We start from the raw sequence: 21707 nt of genomic DNA, 5'->3' as shown, positions 1-21707 counted from the left end.
CAAATGTAGTAAATAGTGCTACATCTTTTTGTAACTTTTTAAAATATCCTATGAATTTCAAACACCTTTTAGTTGTTGCTTCAGTCTTGATTTTCACCTCTTGTAAACAAGAAAATCATTTATATAGAATTGAAGGCAAACAGATACAAATTACCGATAGTCTTCAAGCTAATTCTGACGTTGAAGCATTCATTAAACCCTATCGTGAGCACGTTAACAAAAACCTTGATAGTGTTTTAGCATATTCTGTTGATACCTACTCAAAAAACGATGGAGAATACAACACAGCTGTAGGAAATTTTATGGCTGATGCTATCTACGAACAAGCAAACCCTGTATTTAAGAAAAGAACAGGAAAAGACATCGATTTTGTTTTACTTAATCATGGTGGAATTCGATCTATACTCTCTAAAGGTAATGTTACAGCAAGAACCGCTTATGGATTAATGCCTTTTGAAAACTCAATGGTTGTGGTTGACTTAAAAGGCGCTCAAGTAAAAGAATTATTAGAATATTTAGCTAAAGCAAAAAGAGCGCATCCAATTTCTAAATTAAAATTAGTTATTGACGCAGATTTCAATGTTGCTTCAGCTAGTTTACACGACTCTCCTATTGACTTTGATAAAAACTATTTTGTTTTAACCAATGATTACTTATACAATGGTGGTGACCATATGGACTTTTTCAAAACCAATGACAGTCTTTATGATTTAGATTACAAAATTAGAAATGCTCTTATAGATTATTTCAAAAAAGTAGACACTATTAATCCTGTAATTGATGACAGATTTATTCAATTAAAAAACTAAGCCATGAAAAGAAGAGACTTTATACAACAAACAGCTGCTGCATCAACCTTAATAGGATTAGGTGGTTTAGGACTACAATCGTTTGCAACTCCTCCAAAAAAAATCACTATTCTCCATACCAATGACGTCCATAGTCATATTGATGCTTTTGGACCTGAAGATGGCAGAAACGCTAACAAAGGTGGTGTTGCTAGACGCGCTAGTTTAATTGAAGCGATACGAAAAGAAAATCATAATACCTTATTAATGGATGCTGGCGATATTTTTCAAGGTACTCCTTACTTTAATTATTATGGTGGCGAATTGGAATTTAAGCTCATGAGTATGCTTAAATACGATGTAGCTACAATTGGAAATCATGATTTCGACAATGGTATAGATGGTTTATATGCACAATTACCACATGCCGATTTTGATTTTATTTCAGCTAATTATGATTTTAAAAACACCATAATGGACACTCATGTAAAACCTTATAAAACCTTTACAAAAGAAGGTATTAAAATTGGTGTTTTTGGTCTTGGAATTCAGTTAGATGGTTTGGTAGGTAAAGATATGTATAAAGAAACTGTATACATGGATCCTATTGAAACTGCTCAGGAAATGACACGCGTTTTAAAAGAGACCGAACGTTGCGATTTAATTATTTGTCTTTCGCATATTGGGTATTACTACAAAAATAGCCCTGAAAAAGTATGCGACCTTAACTTAGCAAAAGCCACCAAAGATATTGACTTAATTATTGGTGGACACACGCATACGTTTTTGCCAAAACCAACTGTTGTTAAAAACATTGAAGGTAAAAACACCCTTGTAAACCAAGTAGGTTGCTATGGTATAAACCTAGGTAAAATCGACTTTTATTTTGATGCTGATAAAAACAAAGCTGCTGAAGGAACCTCTATTATAGTTTAGAATTTTAACACTAAAATGATAGGGTTAAACTAGTTTTGCGTCTAAATGGGATATTAACTAAAAATAATCTCATGAAAACTAAACTTCTTTTTATTCTCAGATTAGCAGTTGCTATTATTTTAATTCAAACTCTTAGATTTAAGTTTACAGCACATCCTGATAGTGTGTACATTTTTTCGCAAGTAGGTCTTGAACCTTATGGCAGAATTACCATCGGAATTCTTGAGTTAATAGCCGGAATACTTTTACTTATTCCCAAAACTGTTTGGGCAGGTGCAACACTAACATTAGGTGTAATTTTTGGTGCAATAGTTATGCATTTAACACAACTAGGTATTCAAGTTAATAATGATGGAGGAGTTTTATTTTCAACTGCAGTAGTAACTTTTATACTTTCTGCTATTATCCTTTATTTTTACAAAAAAGACATTCCTGTGATTGGAAAAAAATTAAACTTCTAGTTTATTATAATTTTCCTCGTGGCTAATTTTTGCCTGTAAATAGAAGAATACAAAAGCAAGCACTAAGAAGATAGAACATAGTACATTTAATACGTTTACTTCCGAAACATAAAAATAAGCTAGTTGTATTACTTCTGAAAAGACTATAAAAATTGAACCCACTAAAAAGTTCATCGATTTTTTATCGTCTTTATATATGTAGTTTATAAGCGCTATAGACAACAAAGCCATTATAACAGCATTATAAACAAACTCAAGTAAGTACTCTCCAAATTGTAATTCAGATTTTGTAGTATTAGTCACCACAATTACACACGAAATATCTAAAACCAATAAAATTATTATATGAACTGGCAGTTTGGTAACTACTTGTTTAATATCCAGTGTTTTTAATATTTGAACAATCAAAAACGAGTATGATAAAATATACATTGCATTAATAATGTAATAAGAGTAATCTACCATAAAACTATCAGGAGAAATTTGCCAAGACAAGAAGTTAAAAACATCTGCAACTGTAAATGTTATTAAAAACAAAAAGAAAAACTTTCTTTTATTTTCAACGCGCGAACAGTATAAGATACTAAGCAAGACCAAAAGCAATGCTCTAATACCTGAGGCAAAATACTCATACTTAAAGAGTTGTAATCCTAAAAAGACAACACTAAGTACAGCAAGTAATGCTATTAATGTTTTTGGTTTTTGCATTTATTTAATTAATCCCTTATTGGGACAAATATAAACAAAAAATACAATTAAACGAATAAAAATGCATTTTATCGATGAAAATTAACATTTTGTAGGATTTTACCTAATCATTGATAAAAATTCTTCTTCTGAAAGAATAGGTATATTTAAGGATTCTGCTTTTGTTTTTTTACTTGGTCCCATGTTGTCTCCAGCAACAACATAGCTTGTTTTAGAAGATATTGAAGAAGACACTTTACCTCCATTGTCTTCAATAAGCTTTTTAAGCTCATTTCTTGACACAGAAGTAAACACGCCAGATACTACAAACGTAGATCCTTCTAATTTATTGGTTTGATTTGCTAATTTTTCGGCTGAAATTTCCAATTGCACTCCAAAATGTTTCAGCCTTTCAATAATAGAGCTGTTCGCTTCCGAAGCAAAAAAGGCAACAACACTTTCTGCTATCTTCACTCCTATTTCATCTACATTGACAAGTTCTTCTTCCGAAGCATTTTTAATCGCATCAATTGTTTTATAATGTTTAACTAGTTTTTTAGCAACGGTTTCTCCAACATACCTAATACCTAACGCATACAAAACGCGCTCAAAAGGAATTTGCTTAGATGCTTCAATTCCATTAATAAGGTTTTCAGCACTTTTTTGAGCCATACGTTCTAAGGGTAACACTTGCTCTACAGTTAATTCATATAAATCAGAATAATTTGTAATTAAACCTGCATTAACCAACAAAGCAACGGTTTCTCCTCCTAAACCATCAATATCCATTGCTTTTCTTGAAATAAAATGCTGTATGCGACCAATAATTTGAGGATTACATCCATTATAATTCGGACAATAATGTTGTGCTTCACCTTCAGTTCTTACCAATTCAGTATGACATTCAGGACAGTGGGTAATATATTCAGTTGGTTTAGAATCTGCTGGTCGTTTACTTAAATCTACAGCTATAATTTTAGGGATTATCTCTCCTCCTTTTTCTACATACACCTCATCACCTTCTCTAATATCCAACTTAGCAATCTGGTCTGCATTATGCAATGACGCTCGTTTAACAGTTGTTCCTGCTAATTCTACAGGCTCTAAATTTGCAACTGGAGTAATTGCTCCTGTACGTCCTACTTGATAAGTAATTTCATTTAATCGAGTAGAAACTTGCTCTGCCTTAAACTTATAAGCCATTGCCCAACGAGGTGCTTTGGCTGTATATCCTAACTCCTCTTGTTGATATAAACTGTTTACCTTTATAACAACACCATCAGTTTCGTAAGGCAAATTATGTCTATGCTCATCCCAATAGGCAATAAATTCTAAAACCTCATCAATTGAATTAGCTAGTTTAGCGGCTTGCGGAACTTTAAATCCCCAAGCTCTAGCTTTTTCTAAACTTTCAAATTGTGTGGAAATATTCAAATTAGTTCCTGTAATATTATAAAGCAAACATTCCAAAGGACGTTTAGCCACCTCAGTACTATCTTGTAGTTTCAAGCTTCCTGAAGCTGTATTTCTTGGGTTTCTATATGGTTCTTCTCCTATTTCAATGCGCTCTTCATTCATTTTATTAAACCCTTCAAAAGGCAATACAATTTCACCTCTTATATCGAATTTAGGTGGAAAATCGCCTTTCAACTGCAACGGAACTGATTTAATGGTTTTTATATTAGTAGTAACATTATCACCTTGAAATCCGTCACCTCTTGTAACCGCTTTTGTAAGTTGTCCGTTTTCATAGGTTAAACTAATAGACGCTCCATCATATTTAAGCTCACAGGTATATTGTACTTCGCCATCAACTTGCTTTTTAATACGAGTTTCCCAATCTAACAAATCTTCTTTAGAATAAGAATTATCCAAAGAATACATACGATGTTCATGAACAACAGTTTCAAAATTCTTTGTAACCTCTCCTCCTACACGCAATGTAGGCGAACTTGCATCATAAAACTCAGGGTGTTTTGCTTCCAACTCTTGAAGCTGCTTAAGCTTTACATCAAAATCAAAATCACTTATTGTAGGATTATCCAATACGTAGTAATTATAATTATGCTGACGCAATTCATCACGAAGGGTTTCTATTTGCTGTTTAATATCCATTAAAGTAATTGAGAAAAGTTATCTTTTTTAAGTTATATTTAAAGCATCTAATATACTAAAATGCCTTTCAAGAAAATAACCGTTTGTATTGTTTTTATCAGTTTTTTATTCAATTGTCAAAACACTGAAACATCCAACATTAAGCCTCAAATTATCCCAATTCCTTCAGAGCAAACTGTTAATAAAGGGCATTTTGTTTTAGATAATTCTACCGGAATAAAGTATACTGATGATTTTAAAATCTCTGCTGAATTTTTAAAATCTTACATTGAAAATGGAAGTTCCATAAAGCTACAAGACAATAATTCTATTTCATTTATAAAAGATGAGAGTATTGAAAATCTCGAAGGATATTTGCTTGAAATTCTTCCGAAGTCAATTGTAATTAAAGCCAAAACAGATCAAGGTGCGTTTTATGCCATACAATCATTAAGACAATTACTACCTACCGAATTTGAAAACAAAATGCTTTCTGAAGCAAAAGTACTTATCCCTTGTGCTACAATTAAAGACGAGCCACAATTCGAGCATCGAGGCATGCACTTAGATGTATCCAGACACATGTTTTCAGTTGAATTCATAAAGAAATATATTGATGCTTTAGCAATGCTTAAAATGAATACGTTTCATTGGCATTTAACCGACGATCAAGGTTGGCGAATAGAAATCAAAAAATATCCAAAACTGCAAGAAGTTGCTGCTTATAGAAACGAAACCCTTATTGGTCATTATAGCGACCAACCTCAACAATTTGACGGTAAAACATATGGAGGTTTTTACACACAAGAAGAAGTCAAAGAGGTTGTGGCTTATGCTAAAAGTAGATTTGTTACCGTAATTCCTGAGATTGAACTTCCTGGTCATGCACAAGCTGCTATTGCTGCTTATCCTGAATTAGGTTGTACTGGAAAACAAATAGATGTTGCCACAACATGGGGCGTTTTTGAAGATATTTTTTGCCCAAAAGAAGAAACATTTACTTTTTTAGAAAATGTTTTAGACGAGGTTGCTACTCTTTTTCCTAGCACATACATTCATATTGGTGGTGATGAAGCTCCAAAAACCAGATGGAAAAACTGTGAATATTGTCAAAAACTCATAAAGAATAAAGGTTTGAAAGACGAACACGAGCTACAAAGCTATTTTATAGCACGTATTGAAAAATATCTTAACAGCAAAGGCAAGCAAATTATAGGTTGGGACGAAATTCTTGAAGGTGGTTTAGCTCCAAATGCAACTGTAATGTCATGGAGAGGGATTGAAGGTGCTGTTGAAGCTGCAAAGCAACACCATAATGTAATTATGACACCTACGTCTCATTGTTATTTTGACTATTACCAAAGCGAAAACGACAACGAACCTATAGCTATTGGTGGCTTTTTACCATTAGAAAAAGTGTATGGTTTTAACCCAATTCCTGAAGAACTCAATGATGACGAAGCACAATACATTTTAGGTGCACAAGGGAACATTTGGACAGAGTACATTAACACCAAAAGTCAATTGGAATATATGGCTTTTCCACGAATGTTAGCCATGAGCGAAGTGGTTTGGTCAAAACCAGAAAACAAAAATTATCCTGACTTTGTGAAACGTGTTGAAAACTTTCATAAACGATTTGATGCTTTAGATATCAATTATGCCAATCATCTTTATGAGATTGAAGGTGAGTTACTATCAAATGATAATCTTAGCTATCACCTAAAAACGCTAACTGACGGTAAAACTATAAGGTATACGCTAGACAGTTCGGAACCTACACTGCAATCAGAAATTTATAATCAACCTATTCCAATTACTGAAAGCGTGATCATTAAAGCTTCCCTCTTTAATAATGAAAAACAATTAGGTAAAGTTTTCACTCAAAACATTAATCATCATAAGGCAGTAGGAAAAAAAATTACCATAAATAAAGCACCTCACAAATCCTACTCTGGAAGTGGTGCTGAGGGATTAATTAATGGTATTTCTGGAAGCGATTCACGTTATGGCGACAAAGAATGGTTAGGATTTTGGGGAGAAGATATTGAGATCATTATTGATTTAGGTGAAGAAACAGAAATCAACTCCATTGAAACTAGATTTTATAATGGACAAGGCCAATGGATTTATTCGCCAAAGGAAATTGAATTTGGGTTTGATGCTCATGGCTTGGATTCTAAGGCTAAACTTCCAGAAGTTTTAGATAAGATGCCACCAGTTATTATAAAGGCAGATGTTTCATCTAGATATATTTATTTGAAAATCCCAAACTATGGCATCATTCCAGATGGCAAACAAGGTGCTGGCAACAAAGCTTGGACGTTTATTGATGAAATAATTGTGAATTAACCTATATAATCGTCAGTTCGAGTAAAATTATGTAATAATTTTGTATCGAGAACAAGCATCTCGATACAATTTTGATAAATCAAAATCACTCGATGTGACAAACACAAAAACATGCTTTTAGAAATCTGTGCCAATTCCTATCAATCAGCTAAAAACGCTCAAGACGCAGGAGCTCATCGTATTGAGTTATGTCAAGAACTTTCTGTCGGTGGCATTACACCTAGTTATGGTTTATTAAAACAAGTAAGAGATACACTTTCAATTCCAGTGTTTGTATTAATCAGACCACGAAGTGGTAATTTTGTCTACACAGAAGATGAGTTTGACATCATGAAACAAGACATTCAATTATGTAAAGACTTAGGTTTTCAAGGCATCGTTTCAGGGGTTTTAAATGCAGATGATACTATTGACTTAAAACAAACAAAAGAACTTGTAGAGCTTTCCAAACCACTTTCTTTTACATTTCATCGTGCGTTTGATTGCGTTAAAAATCCTGAAGAAGCTCTCGAACAGCTCATCAATTTAGGTATTGATAGAATACTGACTTCTGGTTTACAACCTTCAGCTGAAAAAGGCATTAATACCCTAAAAAAACTAAACGAAAAAGCTAAAGGAAGAATTACTATTTTAGCAGGTAGTGGCATTAACCAAAATAACGCTAAACGTTTTAAAGAAATAGGATTAAAGGAAATTCACGCGTCAGCTTCTTCAACCATTGAAAGTGATGGCTCTTTATTTTCAACACCTCTCACCTTTTCTGACTCAAAAAAAATCAAAGCCATAATACGTGCAATTAGTCATTAAGAATTATTAAAAACCTTAAACCTTTACTGCTTTCACCATTCTATCATTACCAAATAAGTCTTGCTTGAGCTCTACGTTTTTAAAAGAAAATGTCTGCATTAAATCAACCATTTCTTTTCCTAAATATTGATTAATTTCAAAATACAAAGTGCCTTTTTCTTTCAAATAAATAGTTGAAAATTCACATATAGATCGATAAAACAACAACGGATCATGATCATCAACAAACAATGCTAAGTGTGGTTCATGATTGAGCACATTTGGTTTTATTTCCTGCTTTTCAAGTTGTCGTACATATGGCGGATTGGACACTATGATATCAAATTTAATATTTGATTTAAACCCATCAGGGTTTAAAATATCATCATTTATAAATTGCACAGATACATTATTATTTTCAGCATTTTGTCTCGCTACTTCCAATGCGTTTTTACTAACATCTAGAGCATAAACTTTAGCATTTGGCAAGTGTTTAGCCAAAGAAATCGCGATACAACCTGTTCCTGTACCAATGTCTAAAATGTTTAATTGAGCATCTTGGTTTTGTACTGAGTGATTTTTGATAATCCACTCTACAAGTTCTTCGGTTTCAGGTCTTGGAATTAAGGTATCTGGATAGACATTGAAGATTAAACCGTAAAACTCGGTTTCTCCAATAATATACTGAATAGGCTCTTGCTGTTCTAGTCTGCTTAAAGCATCTTGAAAAACTTCTTCGTTTTTTTTATTGATGATAGCATTTGGCTCTAAAGCTAAAGCCATTCTATTTAAACCAACAATATGCTCAGTCAAGAGATAGAAAAAACTATCTACCTCTTGTTTACCATAAATAGTATCTAGCGTTTTATGAAATAATCTTTGAATGTCTTTTAACTTCATAACTTTTTTATCATCCATACATTACACGAATAGTGTCCTGTATTTCCCATTGGCTTATCCAGTGCCTGAAATCCTACTCTAGCGTAGAGTTTTGTGGCTGCTTTCATATATGGCAAGGTTTCTAAATAACAGTGTTCAAACCCAAACTGTTTAGCTTGTTCAAGACAAACTGCCATCATTTTTGCACCTAAACCAGTACCTCTAGCTTCTGGTAAAAAATACATTTTTTGCAATTCGCAAACATTTCCTTCGTAGTTATCTAATTGCGAAATACCTGCCCCACCAATAATTTTACCATTGTGGTCAATAACGAAATATTTAGATTTAGGAGTATCATACGTTTTTGTCATACAGTCCAAAGCTTTATCTTCATAGGCTGTTCCAACTTTAGGCACTCCAAACTCAATAAGCACTTCTCTAATAACCTTTGCAATTTGCTGGTCATCTTCAGGTTGTATTTCTCTAATTACAATATTATTATTGCTCACTTTATTGTATTATTTTTATCCCGAAATTTTACGGAATGAAGATACATATTATAAATTCGATTTTAATAAGAAATCATTCAATTGCTTTGGTAGATTTCAGTTTTTGTTTCTGAACCATTTAATTAAATCTTTAATTATATATAACAATGGTAAAGCTATCAGAAAAAATGCTACAATAGCGCTTGTTAAGATTGATTTGTATACATATGGAAACTCCATTTCAGGTATTGAAATCATATATGAATAACCTATTATCATTATAAAAATGCAAACTAAATAAGATAATAAGCGATAAAAGAAATTTTTCAATGTTATTTAATTTTCTATAAATATAAATTATAATATTTGTTAATTATTACTCTTCTTGAAACAACACGACTATTACATAAAACGCTGTATTGAAATTGCCAAAAACGGATTGGGAACCACAAGACCAAACCCAATGGTTGGTTGTGTGATTGTGCATAACAATTCTATTATTGGCGAAGGCTTTACAAGTTCTTATGGTGGCAATCATGCTGAAGTAAATGCCATAGCATCGGTAAAAGACAAATCTTTGCTAGAAAAAGCGACACTTTATGTTACTTTAGAACCTTGCAGTCATTTTGGAAAAACGCCACCTTGTAGCGATTTAATAATTAAACATAACATCCCTAAAGTTGTAATTGGCACTATTGACACTCATAGTAAAGTTGCTGGAAAAGGTATTGAAAAACTAAAAAAGGCTGGATGCAATGTTGTTGTTGGCGTTTTAGAAGACGCTTGTAAAAAGCATCATAAACGCTTCTTTACATTTCACAACAAGCAACGTCCTTATATTATTTTAAAATGGGCTCAAACTACTGATGGTTTTATTGCTCCATTAACTAAAGAAGAACAAAAACCTGTTTGGATTACTAACACCTACTCACGACAATTAGTGCATAAATGGCGTAGTGAAGAACAAGCTATTCTGGTTGGTACAAATACTGTTTTACAAGACAACCCAAGCTTAACCGTGAGGGATTGGACTGGAACACATCCTATTCGTGTGGTTTTAGACAAAAACGAAACGCTTTCAAAAACACATAAGGTCTTTAATAACGATGCACAAACCATAGTAATCAAAGACACGTCAGCTCAAGCAATTTGTAAAGCTTTATATGATGCTGAAATTAATTCTGTAATTATTGAAGGAGGCTCAAAAACCTTACAGCTTTTTATAGATTCTGGTGTTTGGGATGAAGCACGAGTGTTTACAGGACAAACTATGTTTAAAGAAGGTGTAAAAGCACCTAATTTTACAGGAAAGCTAATTTCTGAAGAAAACATTAAAAATGATATTTTAAGGATTTATGAAAATCCTGATAAGGATGTATAACTAAAAAAATCCGTTTACACGAAAAAACTATGATTAAAACCTTAATATTTGATTTTGGTGATGTGTTTATCAACTTAGATAAAGAAGACGCAATGAATAACGCTCTTAATTTGTTTGAAGTTGAAACTTTCCCTGAAGAACTCATTGCCATAAATAGTTTGTATGAGCAAGGACTAATATCTAGCGAAGAGTTTATAGAGTTTTATGTAGAGAATTTCCCTAAACTCTCAAAAGAATCCATTCTTGATGCTTGGAACTATATTTTAAGAGATTTCCCTACTCATCGTTTAGAGTTTTTAAAAACACTAGCTAAAACTGATGACTACAAACTAATTTTATTAAGTAATACTAATGAATTACATATTAATTGGATAAAAGACAAGGTGGAATTTTACGACGATTTTAAAACTCAATTTCATGAGTTTTATTTATCGCACGAAATCAATTTAAGAAAACCTAACGCTAACATTTATGAGTTTGTACTCCTTGAAAACAATTTAAAACCTGAAGAGTGCCTTTTTATTGACGACACCAAAGAGAACACTGACACTGCATCAAAACTAGGTATCCATACCTGGAACATCAACCCTACTACTGAAGATGTTGTAAATTTATTCACTATAAACAACCATTTATTTTAATGTATTTAGTTTTTAGCATACTCGCTTCAACTTTAATTTTTATTGTTTTTAAGCTCTTTCAACGATTTAAAATTGACACTACTCAAGCTATAGTTGTCAACTATTTTATAGCATGTATTGTTGGTTTAATCGCATACGATTCGCCTATCAGTATTTCTGAAATCACAAGCTCAAGATGGTTTTTGGGAGCCGTTTTTTTAGGTGTTTTATTTATAAGTATTTTTATTGTAATGGCGATTACAGTTCAAAAAAACGGTGTTTCTGTTGCTTCAGTAGCTTCAAAAATGAGTGTTGTAATTCCTGTTATTTTTGGTATTTACGTCTATAATGAAAGTACTGGATTTCAAAAGCTGATAGGTATATTACTAGCTTTAGCTGCAGTATATTTAGCTTCAATAAAAGCGGGATCTAAAATCAATTTTAAGAAAAACTTACTCTTTCCTATACTTTTGTTTTTAGGTTCTGGAGTTATAGACACCTCTATTAAATATCTAGAAACTACTTACGTTCCTGAAAATGGAATTCCTATTTTTTCTGCAACAATTTTTGGTTGCGCAGCATTAATTGGTGTATTAACCCTTATTGCAAAACTATTTAAAGGCGAATTTAAATTTCAACCTAAAAGTTTATTAGGAGGTATTACTCTTGGTATTATAAACTACAGTTCTATTTACTTTTTATTAAAAGCACTAGACCATGAAACGTTTGAGAGCTCTACTCTATTTACAGTAAATAATGTAGGTATTGTGATGCTTTCCACTTTAACAGGTTTGGTTTTATTTGGAGAAAAACTTTCTGCTAAAAACTGGTTAGGTATTGTTTTAGCGATTGTCTCAATAATTTTAGTGACATTAGCATAATGAAAGATACTTTCAAAACCATAAACAAACCATCTGAAGAAATCTTATTCAAAGACAAAAACAGTAAATTTTTTGGATATGCGTTTCCTGTGTCTTCTGAAGATAAGGTTAAACAATATATTGAAGATTTAAAAAAACAACACCACCAAGCCAGACATTGGTGTTATGCTTACCAAATAGGAACAGACGAAACCAACATACAGTTTAGGGCAAATGATGACGGTGAACCCAACAACAGTGCAGGCATGCCTATTTATGGGCAAATACAATCTTTTGAAGTCACAAATATTTTAATAGTAGTTGTAAGATACTTTGGAGGCGTAAAACTAGGTGTTAGTGGTTTAATAAATGCTTATAAAACAGCGGCTCAATTAAGTTTAGAAGCTTCAAAAATTGTTACTAAAACTATTAACAGGCATTACAAAATCACTTTTGATTACAAAAACATGAATAAAGTGATGCGTATTATAAAAGAAAAAAACATAAAGGTTTTAGATCAAAAACTAGAATTAGATTGCCAACTTAATATTTCTGTAAGATTAAAAGAAAGCGAATCTATTTTTAATGCTTTTGATAGCTTATTTGAAGTTTCTATAAGCCCATTAAACGATTAATCTTGTAATTTGTCTAAAATATATTTTGGACATCTTGTAGGTCTATTCTTGTTAATATCTATAAACGCCAAAACTGTATTTCCTGTCGTTAAAATTTCATTTTTAGAATTTAAAATTTCGTAGTCAAATTCTATAGTTGCTGTTGGCATTTTTTTTAGTTTTGTTATCACTTTAATAACATCATCATAATACGCTGACTTTTTGAATTTTACATTTAAAGATATAACCGGAAGCATAACACCATCTTCTTCCATTTGTTTATAAGTTACTCCTAATTTTCTTAACCACTCTGTTCTACCTATTTCAAAATATTGCGCGTAGTTTCCATGGTAAACCACACCCATTTGATCTGTTTCACCATAACGTACTCTAATCTGATTTTCAGAGCATTTTGTAGGATTAACCATAAAATTTTAATTTTTTTTTTGTACTTTCAACAAGTTTTAAACATGAGAAAAAAATTCTTAAAATTCAACGAGTTTTGATTTTTTTTTTAAGAATTTTGTTCACATATTTGTCAGGTAAAAAAAATGACTCAAGAGAAACTCGAATTTCTCTTTTTTTTACTAAACTAAACTAACTAAACATCAAAAATTAACTTAGAGAATGAATGTAACTGCGCAATCGGTTTGGAATAATTGCCTTTCTTTTATAAAAGATAACATACAACCCCAAGCATACAAAACTTGGTTTGAACCAATTGTAGCAGTTAAACTTACAGACAATGCTTTAAGCATTCAAGTACCTAGTAAATTCTTCTACGAGTGGCTTGAAGAACACTATGTAAAAATCCTTAAAGTTGCGCTTACAAAAGAACTTGGTGAAACTGCTAAATTGGTATATGTTATTAAAATGGAAAACACCTATGGTAACAAACAACCATTTACTGAAAAAATACCAAGTTCTAACAGAACAGCTGTTAAATCGCAAGATGTTGATATTCCTTTAAACAATAAAAATACTGAGCTTAAAAACCCATTTGTAATTCCTGGAATTAGAAATGTAAAAATTGAGTCTCAATTAAATCCTAACTACAACTTTGAAAATTTCCTTGAAGGAGATTCAAACAGGTTAGCAAGAAATGCAGGTTTAGCAGTTGCTAACAAACCTGGAGGAACATCGTTTAACCCATTACTTATTTTTGGTGGTGTTGGATTAGGAAAAACCCACTTAGCTCATGCTATTGGTATTGATATTAAAGACAAGTATCCTGAAAAAACAGTACTTTATATATCTGCTGAAAAGTTTACACAACAATATATTGACTCAGTAAAAAAGAATAACAGAAATGACTTTATTCATTTTTATCAAATTATTGATGTCTTAATTATTGATGATGTTCAGTTTTTCTCAGGCAAATCTGGAACTCAAGATGTATTCTTCCATATCTTCAACCATTTACACCAAAATGGTAAGCAAGTCATTTTAACAAGTGACAAAGCACCTGTTGATATGCAAGATATTGAGCAACGCTTATTGTCTCGTTTTAAATGGGGACTTTCAGCAGAACTACAGAGTCCTGATTTTGAAACAAGAGTATCTATTCTTAAAAACAAACTCTACAGAGATGGTGTTGAAATGCCTGAAGAAATCATAGAGTATGTTGCTAAAAACATTAAAACTAACGTTAGAGAATTAGAAGGCGCTATAATCTCTTTAATAGCACAATCTTCATTCAATAAAAAGGAAATTACAATAAACTTAGCTAAGGATATTGTTGAAAAATTTGTTAAGAACACAAAGAGAGAAGTTTCAATTGACTATATCCAAAAAGTAGTTTCTGACTACTTCCAAATGGACGTTAGCACATTACAGTCTAAAACCCGAAAGCGTCACATTGTACAAGCTAGACAATTAGCTATGTTTTTTGCTAAAAAATTCACTAAAGCCTCTTTAGCGAGTATTGGCTCTCAAATTGGAAAACGCGACCACGCAACAGTATTACATGCTTGTAAAACTGTAGACAATTTATCTTCTACTGACAAACAGTTTAGAAAATACGTAGAAGATCTTTCTAAAAAATTATCGCTCTAAAATTAAGTTATGGTAAGTATTCTAATGGTTTGCTTAGGTAATATTTGCCGCTCACCATTGGCTCATGGTATTTTAGAATCTAAGCTACCTTCTGACAAGTTTTATGTAGATTCGGCTGGTACCGCAAACTATCATGTTGGTGACAACCCAGACCATAGGTCTATTGCTGTTGCAAGAGCTAACGGAATTAACATTTCGCACCAACGCGGAAGACAGTTTAAAGTTTCTGACTTTGATACTTTTGACCATATTTTTGTGATGGATCAATCTAATTTTGAAAACGTAATTAAACTCGCTAGGAACACTCACGATAGTTCTAAAGTAAAGCTTATTTTAGAAGTAGACCCTCACATCAAAGACAAAAATGTTCCTGATCCTTACTATGGAACAATTAAAGATTTTGAGCATGTATACTCTCTTCTTGACAATTCATGCAACATTATTTCTAAAAACCTGATTAACAATTAAATTCATTGATATTGTTAGATTTTTTGTATTTTGTTGCAACAAACTCCCTTAAATTAATACTATGAAAAAGTTAACCTCTCTAGTTATACTCTTTAGTTTTTCTATTGGGTTTGCTCAAGATATTGAGATTGAAACTTTTGCTACAGGACTTTCAAACCCAGTAAATATCAAGCATTCAGGCGATAATAGACTTTTTGTTGCAGAACGATCTGGTTATATCCAAATCATAAACCAAGAAGGCACAATTAACCCAACTCCTTTTTTAGATATTGACGTAAACGTTACTGATAATGGTGGTGAACAAGGACTTTTAGGATTAGCTTTTCACCCAAATTATGCTTCGAACGGTTATTTTTATGTTAATTATATAAACAACGCAGGTGATACTGTAATCTCAAGATTCACAAGAAGCGATAGCAATACAGCAGACTCAAGTTCTGAGCTCATATTAATGACTATTTCTCAACCTTATATCAATCATAATGGTGGTGACATGGCGTTTGGAAATGATGGCTATTTATACATAGCGACAGGAGATGGAGGTTCAGGTGGTGATCCAGGAAATAGAGCTCAAGACCTCAGTACTTTATTAGGCAAAATGCTTCGAATAGATGTAGATAATACTAGTGGAGGAAACAACTATGCTATTCCTGCTACAAATCCTTTTGTTGGTGACGCAACTGCTCTTGATGAAATTTGGTCTTATGGACTGCGAAATCCTTGGAAGTTTTCTTTTGACAGTCTAACCAATGACATTTGGATTGCTGATGTTGGACAAAATGAGTACGAAGAAATAAATATGGTCACTCCTTCTGCTTCTGCTTTAGGTGTTAATTATGGATGGCGTTGTTATGAAGGAAATTCTACCTACAACACAGCCGACTGTCCTCCTATGGCTGAAATGACTTTTCCGGTTGCTGAATATGGTCACACCTCATCTGGAGCCTTTAAATGCTCAATAACTGGTGGTTATATTTATAGAGGTTCAGCTCAACCTAATTTATATGGTGTTTACTTTTTTGCTGATTACTGTAGTAATGAAATAGGAATTTTAAGTAACAACGAAGGCTCTTGGAGTTACACCTTTACTGAGCAATATTCAGGAAATGGATGGAGTTGTTTTGGTGAAGATGTTGACGGAGAATTATATGTTGCTGGCTTGTCTTCTGGAACGATCTATAAAATCATTGATGCTAATTTAAGTGTTGATGAACATCAATTATCTGACATTAAATTATATCCTAATCCTGCAAACGAAAGTTTCACTATAGACCTATTACAATTTTATTCATCATTAAATTCTGTTCATTTATTCAACATGCAAGGTAAGCTTGTAAAGTCTGTTAATGAATTTGACAATCAGTTAACTACTATTTCTACAAAAGAATTATCAAACGGACTTTATCTAGTACAACTAGTTAATAATAATGGACAAACACAATTTAAAAAGCTCATTGTTAATTAAGAATGAACAATACTTACGGTAAATTATACCTTATACCTACACGTTTAGGAGACAATCCTCCACTTGAAGTTTTACCAATTTCAGTAAAGAAAATTATTGAAATGGTTGACGATTATATTGTTGAAAATCAAAAAACAGCTAGACATTTTATAAAACGAGTAAGCCCAAGAAAATCGCAGCCTTCGTTAAATATTAATGTTTTAAATAAATACACTGAAGATTTTGAGATTTCAAACTTTTTAGATGCTTGTAAAGCAGGAAAACCCATGGGTTTGCTTTCTGAAGCTGGTTGTCCAGGAATTGCCGATCCTGGCGCTGAAATTGTGAAGCTTGCACACCAAAACAACATACAGGTTGTACCTTTGGTTGGACCTTCTTCTATTATTTTGGCATTAATGAGTTCTGGAATGAACGGACAAAATTTTGCTTTTAATGGCTACCTACCAATAGACAAAGCTGAAAGAAAGTCTGCTTTAAAACGACTTGAGAAGTTATCTTTTGAACAAAATCAAACACAACTCTTTATTGAAACTCCTTACAGAAACAATAAAATGCTAGAAGATATTTGCAGTTTGTTACACCAAAATACAAGAATATGTATTGCTTGTGATATTACATTACCTACTGAGTATATAAAAACGCAAACCGTGAATGAGTGGAAAAAAACAAAGATTGACTTACATAAACGTCCGTCAATCTTTGCTATTCATAAAGATTAATTCTTTATTAAAGTACTGCTTTAGCTTTCTTGTTTGGTACAATATGCGATGTATCGTAACCAGAAAACTTCTTTAGGTAATGTCTAATTGAAGTTCCGTAAGCATCCTTAAAGTTATTAGAACCATAACTTCTTAAATACTTTTTTACACTTCCTGGACCTGCTAAATGCGCTGCAGCTAAAATACCAGATTCAGTAACATTAACGCCTCCTATTGTTTTTCCAACAAAGCGGTTAATGTCTTTACGTAATATCCATTTATTACGTTCAGCATTTGCTAAGAAAGCTTTTTCTTGTAATTCAGGATTGTATAAAAACTGATTAGGGTTATAAATACCTATCAATTTTAATGTTTCTGCACCAAATTGGTACTTTCCTAAATAACCAAGTGTGTTAACTCTAAAATAATTGCTACCAGATTCTTTGAATCCAAGAGCTTCTTTAAAACCTACGTAAGATTTCCCTAAGTAAGGAAATTGAATGTCATTTGAAATAGGTGATACTGCACCTTTAGAGTCTTTTGCTAATAAAGCAATATCTTTAGATACTGTAAAATCTATTTCCAAACCCTCAGTAGAATAATTTGTTAAATCTACTTTAGTGTTTGAATACAACGCTAAAAAAATTAAAGCGCCAATTGCAAGAGGGATAACAAAAAAATTAGTTTTCTTTTTTATCATAATAGCTAATTTATTAAGTCCTTAATTCCCCAAAAATGGACCTAAAATTTCAGCGTGCAAAGATATAACTTTTTTTTAAAACCTGAAAATTAATCGTTTAACCGCTCTAAAAATAGATTCCATGGAGCTTTATGCCATTTTTATCGGTAAACTCCAATGCTGGAAATGGTACCTTAATAACATTAAAAACGTCAAATATCGTTCGTAAAAAACGAGAGTTCGTTTTAATTCTTGACAAATCTACATCTAAACTTAAATAGAATTGACGAATTCTATTTTGACTTATCATTGAGTTATTAACAGTCTCATTTTCACCAGATAACATACCATCTCCTCCATAACCAATAGCTACATTAAGCCATTTAGGAAAATTACTATCCTTGAAAAACGAGTGTACATTAGCACTGAGCCAATAGGTTTGACCATTGTAGTCTTTTAAAAACTCTTCAAAAAAGCCATCTCCAAGTTTATCAGGACGTTGAGCAGCATATTTAGTTTGGTGGAAAGAATATTTTAAAACAATACGCTGTTCTTGCCAAAGTAATTCTTGACCAACATACAAGCCTGTTCCTGCTGCATTAGCTATCATGTCTCCCCAAGAAAAACCCCATTCTTCAGAAAAACCATCCATAACTTCAACAGCTGTTAAAAAGGTAAAGCCTAAAGTAGAACCATAAATAAGCTGGTCTTTTTTACGTACACCACTCCAATTTAAAACATTAGCACCTACTCTTCCTAATTGATAAGATGTAAACACATGACCAAGTTTATCCATTTGCAACCACTCATTGTTATCATTTAATGTATGGAATTTTGAACGAGGATAATCGGCATACCAAAGTCTATCCAAACCAATAAGCGTTAGTCCTGCTAAAGAAGACTCAGCTATTACAACTGCATTACGTCTTGAAGGATTTAAACTATCACTAGGCTTTAAAAACGACTCAAATGTAGATTGCGAAAAAGATACTGATACAAATAGAAAGGCTATATAACAGATTTTTTTTCGCATTAAAATTACCTATTTATTCCTTGAGCAGATAAATAACGCTGATACTCTCTAGCATTTACATTGTGCTGACTTAAGGTTTTAGCAAATTTATGAAACCCTAAGCGTTTAGCATCAGCAGCAAAATAAAGGTAATTGTGTTTTTCATAATTCAATACAGCATCAATTGCCGAAATATCTGGCATTGCGATAAGCCCTGGAGGTAATCCAGCATTCATGTATGTATTATAAGGTGACTCTATTTCTTTGTGAATATTCAATACACGTTTTATTACTGTGTTTTTATATTGTGGCAATTGATAAGCTGCAAATTTTAATGTTGGGTCTGCTTGCAAAGGCATTCCTATTCGCAACCTATTCATATATACACCTGCAATACGAGGTTGCTCGCTAGCTTGCTTTGACTCTTCATATACAATAGACGCTAAAGCCATAACCTTATCTCTAGACATGTTTAATGCTTTAGCTTTCGCATTTCTACTGTCGTTCCAAAATCGGTTATATTCTTTTAACATTCGGTCTCTAAATTCTTCAGCTGAAGTATTCCAGAAAAACTCATAGCTATTTGGAATATACATCCCTAAAGCTGTTTGTTTTGAAAAACCGCTTTTTTCATAAAATGCTTCAGAAGTCATAGTTTCAATTAAAGACAAACTATCTGCTTCTATTTGGTTTGCAATTCTACCTGCAAGTTTTTCTAATGTTTCCTGATTATTAAAAGATACTTTAATTGGGATATTATTACTTCTAATAGAATTGATAATATCGTTATTACTCATTCCTTTTTTAATTTCATACCTACCAGCTTTTATATTAGCTGTGTATTTTTTTTGCTTTGCTAACGCATCAAAAGCATCAATATCCAATAACAATGGTTCCAATTGTGCTCTTACTTCGTTATAGTCGGCTCCTGTAGGAATAAACACATAGGCATTTTCATTATTAAAACTTGTATTAGGCTTAAACATTGCACTATACACAAAATACGCGAAGTAAGCAGCTACTGCTAGACCTATAAGAGCAATTGCCCAAAGAATTTTCTTTATATACATTTAAATTGAAATACGTTGTAATAAATATTCGTTTTTATAAGAACCATTAGTATAGGTCCAATCTTTTTTTAGTCCTATTTTTTGAAACCCATGGCTTTCAAACAAATTAAGGCTTGCAGTATTTTCTTCTGAAATATTGCAATATAATTGATGCACATCGAGATGTTTTACACAGTAATCTATAAGCAATCCTAAAGCTTCACTAGCAAACCCTTTTTGTCTATCCTCAGGGTTTTTAATTAAAATACCAACACCAACTCTTTTATTTCTGAAATCAAAATCAAAAAGATCAATGAGTCCTAAAGCGTCATCATTATAACTAGAAATGACTAGTCGTAATTGTTTGACTTCAAAAATATCTTTGTGCGCATTTTCTAAATACTGCTTTATTAAAAATTTGGAATATGGTGTAATGGTACTGCTTATTTCCCAAATGGATTCATCATTTTCTACCTGATGGATAAACTCCAAATCCTCTAGCTCGAGCGCTCTTAAATAAATATGCTTTCCTTTTAGAGTTATCATTCAAAAGTCCCTTTATAAACCAAAGTTGCTGGTCCAATAAGCCATACATTTTTATACGCGCCATTTTCAACAGTAAAAGACACCTTAAGATCGCCTCCTTTTGTTTTTAATGTCACTAGATTTTTTTCGGTTTCTCCAATATAATGCATCGCCAAAGCTACAGCAGTCACTCCTGTTCCGCAAGACAACGTTTCGTCTTCTACTCCACGTTCATAAGTTCTTACAGCAAAAGTATCTTCTGAAATTTTTTCAACAAAATTTACATTACTTCCTGCTTTACCATATAAATTACCATATCTAATAGCTGAACCTTTTGTTTTGACATCAAAATGCTTCAAGTCATTAACCATTTCTATATGATGAGGTGAACCAGTATCTAAAAACACATAGTCTTGCTGTTGATTAACTTTTAAAACATCTTGCATTTGAAGACTCACAACACCTTGCTCAATAACAGCATGATGTAAACCATCAATAGCTATAAAAGTAGCTTTATCATTAACAACACCTAGTTGCTTTGCAAAAGCTGACAAACAACGACCACCATTACCACACATAGAACTTTCGTTACCATCTGCATTGTAATACACCATTTTAAAATCATAATCAGGATGATTTTCAAGCAGTATCAGTCCGTCAGCACCTATGCCAAAACGTCTGTCACACAAAAAAGCAATGTGTTTGGTATTGTTTTTGTCGAAGTGTAATGAACGGTTATCGATCATTACAAAATCGTTTCCTGTACCTTGATATTTATAGAAATTAAGTTTCATAAGCGGTACAAATATA

At 32.4% G+C, this 21707-nt stretch carries 23 protein-coding genes; 13 read left to right on the top strand and 10 right to left on the bottom strand.

Going from position 1 to position 21707, the window contains the following annotated elements; genetic code table 11:
• Nucleotides 1–50 precede the first annotated feature (50 nt).
• The 3 genes from OD803_RS12815 to OD803_RS12805 all read left to right on the top strand — a co-directional run bounded on the left by OD803_RS12815 (nt 51) and on the right by OD803_RS12805 (nt 2185).
• Entirely contained in the window at nt 51–809 is a 759-nt protein-coding gene (locus tag OD803_RS12815) for a 5'-nucleotidase C-terminal domain-containing protein (protein ID WP_262733704.1), read from the top strand.
• A 3-nt stretch (nt 810–812) separates the two neighbouring features.
• Entirely contained in the window at nt 813–1724 is a 912-nt protein-coding gene (locus OD803_RS12810) for a bifunctional metallophosphatase/5'-nucleotidase (RefSeq protein WP_262733702.1), read from the top strand.
• Nucleotides 1725–1795: 71 nt separating this feature from the next.
• Complete coding sequence (locus tag OD803_RS12805; RefSeq protein WP_129760348.1) at nt 1796–2185, top strand: DoxX family protein; 390 nt, start codon at nt 1796–1798, stop codon at nt 2183–2185.
• Here the strand turns inward: OD803_RS12805 and OD803_RS12800 are convergent.
• Nucleotides 2174–2893, bottom strand: coding sequence for a hypothetical protein (locus tag OD803_RS12800; protein WP_262733700.1), 720 nt, complete (start codon nt 2891–2893; stop codon nt 2174–2176). The two genes, OD803_RS12805 and OD803_RS12800, sit on opposite strands and share 12 nt — an antisense overlap.
• A 99-nt stretch (nt 2894–2992) precedes the next feature.
• The gene (ligA, locus tag OD803_RS12795; RefSeq protein ID WP_262733698.1) at nt 2993–4987 is read right to left on the bottom strand and encodes an NAD-dependent DNA ligase LigA; all 1995 of its coding nucleotides are present in this window, start codon (nt 4985–4987) and stop codon (nt 2993–2995) included.
• A gap of 60 nt (nt 4988–5047) precedes the next feature.
• On the opposite strand from ligA, the gene OD803_RS12790 reads away from it, so the two are divergent.
• Both OD803_RS12790 and OD803_RS12785 read left to right on the top strand, forming a co-directional pair.
• Nucleotides 5048–7318, top strand: coding sequence for a beta-N-acetylhexosaminidase (locus OD803_RS12790; protein WP_262733696.1), 2271 nt, complete (start codon nt 5048–5050; stop codon nt 7316–7318).
• A gap of 111 nt (nt 7319–7429) precedes the next feature.
• Nucleotides 7430–8125 carry a copper homeostasis protein CutC gene (locus OD803_RS12785; RefSeq protein WP_262733695.1) on the top strand — a complete coding sequence of 232 codons (696 nt, stop codon included), beginning with the start codon at nt 7430–7432 and terminating at the stop codon, nt 8123–8125.
• A 15-nt stretch (nt 8126–8140) separates the two neighbouring features.
• On the opposite strand, the gene prmC is transcribed toward OD803_RS12785, so the two are convergent.
• Both prmC and OD803_RS12775 read right to left on the bottom strand, forming a co-directional pair.
• Nucleotides 8141–9004, bottom strand: a complete 864-nt coding sequence (gene prmC, locus OD803_RS12780; protein WP_262733693.1) for a peptide chain release factor N(5)-glutamine methyltransferase — start codon at nt 9002–9004, stop codon at nt 8141–8143.
• Nucleotides 9001–9492: a GNAT family N-acetyltransferase gene (locus OD803_RS12775; RefSeq protein WP_262733691.1), complete on the bottom strand. Its 492-nt coding sequence runs from the start codon at nt 9490–9492 to the stop codon at nt 9001–9003. The genes prmC and OD803_RS12775 overlap by 4 nt, the downstream gene beginning before the upstream one ends.
• Nucleotides 9493–9856: 364 nt before the next feature.
• Between OD803_RS12775 and ribD the strand changes: the two genes are divergently transcribed.
• The 4 genes from ribD to OD803_RS12755 are packed head-to-tail and all read left to right on the top strand — an operon-like array spanning nt 9857 to nt 12967.
• Nucleotides 9857–10852 (top strand): bifunctional diaminohydroxyphosphoribosylaminopyrimidine deaminase/5-amino-6-(5-phosphoribosylamino)uracil reductase RibD, encoded by a 996-nt coding sequence (gene ribD / locus OD803_RS12770; protein ID WP_131507167.1) that lies wholly within the window; start codon nt 9857–9859, stop codon nt 10850–10852.
• A 29-nt stretch (nt 10853–10881) separates the two neighbouring features.
• Complete coding sequence (locus OD803_RS12765) at nt 10882–11493, top strand: HAD family hydrolase (protein WP_262733690.1); 612 nt, start codon at nt 10882–10884, stop codon at nt 11491–11493.
• The gene (locus OD803_RS12760) at nt 11493–12353 is read left to right on the top strand and encodes an EamA family transporter (protein ID WP_131507170.1); all 861 of its coding nucleotides are present in this window, start codon (nt 11493–11495) and stop codon (nt 12351–12353) included. Before OD803_RS12765 ends, OD803_RS12760 begins: the two co-directional genes overlap by 1 nt.
• Nucleotides 12353–12967 carry an IMPACT family protein gene (locus OD803_RS12755; protein WP_131507172.1) on the top strand — a complete coding sequence of 205 codons (615 nt, stop codon included), beginning with the start codon at nt 12353–12355 and terminating at the stop codon, nt 12965–12967. Before OD803_RS12760 ends, OD803_RS12755 begins: the two co-directional genes overlap by 1 nt.
• Here OD803_RS12755 and OD803_RS12750 read toward each other — a convergent pair.
• Entirely contained in the window at nt 12964–13374 is a 411-nt protein-coding gene (locus OD803_RS12750; protein WP_131507174.1) for an acyl-CoA thioesterase, read from the bottom strand. The genes OD803_RS12755 and OD803_RS12750 overlap by 4 nt on opposite strands.
• A gap of 199 nt (nt 13375–13573) precedes the next feature.
• On the opposite strand from OD803_RS12750, the gene dnaA reads away from it, so the two are divergent.
• The 4 genes from dnaA to OD803_RS12730 all read left to right on the top strand — a co-directional run bounded on the left by dnaA (nt 13574) and on the right by OD803_RS12730 (nt 17653).
• A complete protein-coding gene (gene dnaA / locus OD803_RS12745) occupies nt 13574–15001 on the top strand; it encodes a chromosomal replication initiator protein DnaA (RefSeq protein ID WP_262733689.1) in 1428 nt (475 codons plus the stop codon).
• Between the two features lie 9 nt (nt 15002–15010).
• Nucleotides 15011–15469 carry a low molecular weight protein-tyrosine-phosphatase gene (locus OD803_RS12740; RefSeq protein WP_262733688.1) on the top strand — a complete coding sequence of 153 codons (459 nt, stop codon included), beginning with the start codon at nt 15011–15013 and terminating at the stop codon, nt 15467–15469.
• A 61-nt stretch (nt 15470–15530) separates the two neighbouring features.
• Entirely contained in the window at nt 15531–16934 is a 1404-nt protein-coding gene (locus OD803_RS12735; protein ID WP_262733687.1) for a PQQ-dependent sugar dehydrogenase, read from the top strand.
• 2 nt (nt 16935–16936) lie between these two features.
• The gene (locus tag OD803_RS12730; RefSeq protein WP_131507178.1) at nt 16937–17653 is read left to right on the top strand and encodes an SAM-dependent methyltransferase; all 717 of its coding nucleotides are present in this window, start codon (nt 16937–16939) and stop codon (nt 17651–17653) included.
• Between the two features lie 7 nt (nt 17654–17660).
• Here OD803_RS12730 and OD803_RS12725 read toward each other — a convergent pair whose 3' ends face one another.
• The 5 genes from OD803_RS12725 to dapF all read right to left on the bottom strand — a co-directional run bounded on the left by OD803_RS12725 (nt 17661) and on the right by dapF (nt 21691).
• Entirely contained in the window at nt 17661–18332 is a 672-nt protein-coding gene (locus OD803_RS12725; protein WP_129760364.1) for a peptidoglycan-binding protein LysM, read from the bottom strand.
• A 106-nt stretch (nt 18333–18438) separates the two neighbouring features.
• On the bottom strand, nt 18439–19344 hold the full coding sequence (locus OD803_RS12720; protein ID WP_262733686.1) for a YfiM family protein: 906 nt from the start codon (nt 19342–19344) through the stop codon (nt 18439–18441).
• A gap of 5 nt (nt 19345–19349) precedes the next feature.
• Nucleotides 19350–20393, bottom strand: a complete 1044-nt coding sequence (gene mltG / locus OD803_RS12715) for an endolytic transglycosylase MltG (protein ID WP_129760366.1) — start codon at nt 20391–20393, stop codon at nt 19350–19352.
• Entirely contained in the window at nt 20394–20918 is a 525-nt protein-coding gene (locus OD803_RS12710) for a GNAT family N-acetyltransferase (RefSeq protein ID WP_129760367.1), read from the bottom strand.
• The gene (dapF, locus tag OD803_RS12705; protein ID WP_262733685.1) at nt 20915–21691 is read right to left on the bottom strand and encodes a diaminopimelate epimerase; all 777 of its coding nucleotides are present in this window, start codon (nt 21689–21691) and stop codon (nt 20915–20917) included. The genes OD803_RS12710 and dapF overlap by 4 nt, the downstream gene beginning before the upstream one ends.
• Between the last annotated feature and the right edge of the window lie 16 nt (nt 21692–21707).

The sequence above is a fragment of the Gaetbulibacter sp. NE genome (genome assembly GCF_025548475.1).
Classification (GTDB): domain Bacteria; phylum Bacteroidota; class Bacteroidia; order Flavobacteriales; family Flavobacteriaceae; genus Gaetbulibacter_B; species Gaetbulibacter_B jejuensis.
The sequence above is the reverse complement of the archived record's forward strand: the minus strand, read 5'-3'. Positions and strand labels throughout refer to the sequence as shown.

Bases quoted from the DNA above. Each gene is read 5' to 3' on its own strand.
- dnaA (WP_262733689.1), top strand. From the start codon at position 13,574: ATGAATGTAACTGCGCAATCGGTTTGGAATAATTGCCTTTCTTTTATA.
- prmC (WP_262733693.1), bottom strand. From the start codon at position 9,004: ATGAAGTTAAAAGACATTCAAAGATTATTTCATAAAACGCTAGATACT.
- OD803_RS12790 (WP_262733696.1), top strand. From the start codon at position 5,048: ATGCCTTTCAAGAAAATAACCGTTTGTATTGTTTTTATCAGTTTTTTA.
- OD803_RS12720 (WP_262733686.1), bottom strand. From the start codon at position 19,344: ATGCGAAAAAAAATCTGTTATATAGCCTTTCTATTTGTATCAGTATCT.
- OD803_RS12755 (WP_131507172.1), top strand. From the start codon at position 12,353: ATGAAAGATACTTTCAAAACCATAAACAAACCATCTGAAGAAATCTTA.
- OD803_RS12800 (WP_262733700.1), bottom strand. From the start codon at position 2,893: ATGCAAAAACCAAAAACATTAATAGCATTACTTGCTGTACTTAGTGTT.
- OD803_RS12815 (WP_262733704.1), top strand. From the start codon at position 51: ATGAATTTCAAACACCTTTTAGTTGTTGCTTCAGTCTTGATTTTCACC.
- OD803_RS12810 (WP_262733702.1), top strand. From the start codon at position 813: ATGAAAAGAAGAGACTTTATACAACAAACAGCTGCTGCATCAACCTTA.
- OD803_RS12730 (WP_131507178.1), top strand. From the start codon at position 16,937: ATGAACAATACTTACGGTAAATTATACCTTATACCTACACGTTTAGGA.
- OD803_RS12760 (WP_131507170.1), top strand. From the start codon at position 11,493: ATGTATTTAGTTTTTAGCATACTCGCTTCAACTTTAATTTTTATTGTT.
- OD803_RS12765 (WP_262733690.1), top strand. From the start codon at position 10,882: ATGATTAAAACCTTAATATTTGATTTTGGTGATGTGTTTATCAACTTA.
- OD803_RS12805 (WP_129760348.1), top strand. From the start codon at position 1,796: ATGAAAACTAAACTTCTTTTTATTCTCAGATTAGCAGTTGCTATTATT.
- OD803_RS12735 (WP_262733687.1), top strand. From the start codon at position 15,531: ATGAAAAAGTTAACCTCTCTAGTTATACTCTTTAGTTTTTCTATTGGG.
- OD803_RS12785 (WP_262733695.1), top strand. From the start codon at position 7,430: ATGCTTTTAGAAATCTGTGCCAATTCCTATCAATCAGCTAAAAACGCT.
- OD803_RS12740 (WP_262733688.1), top strand. From the start codon at position 15,011: ATGGTAAGTATTCTAATGGTTTGCTTAGGTAATATTTGCCGCTCACCA.
- OD803_RS12750 (WP_131507174.1), bottom strand. From the start codon at position 13,374: ATGGTTAATCCTACAAAATGCTCTGAAAATCAGATTAGAGTACGTTAT.
- dapF (WP_262733685.1), bottom strand. From the start codon at position 21,691: ATGAAACTTAATTTCTATAAATATCAAGGTACAGGAAACGATTTTGTA.
- OD803_RS12710 (WP_129760367.1), bottom strand. From the start codon at position 20,918: ATGATAACTCTAAAAGGAAAGCATATTTATTTAAGAGCGCTCGAGCTA.
- OD803_RS12725 (WP_129760364.1), bottom strand. From the start codon at position 18,332: ATGATAAAAAAGAAAACTAATTTTTTTGTTATCCCTCTTGCAATTGGC.
- mltG (WP_129760366.1), bottom strand. From the start codon at position 20,393: ATGTATATAAAGAAAATTCTTTGGGCAATTGCTCTTATAGGTCTAGCA.
- ligA (WP_262733698.1), bottom strand. From the start codon at position 4,987: ATGGATATTAAACAGCAAATAGAAACCCTTCGTGATGAATTGCGTCAG.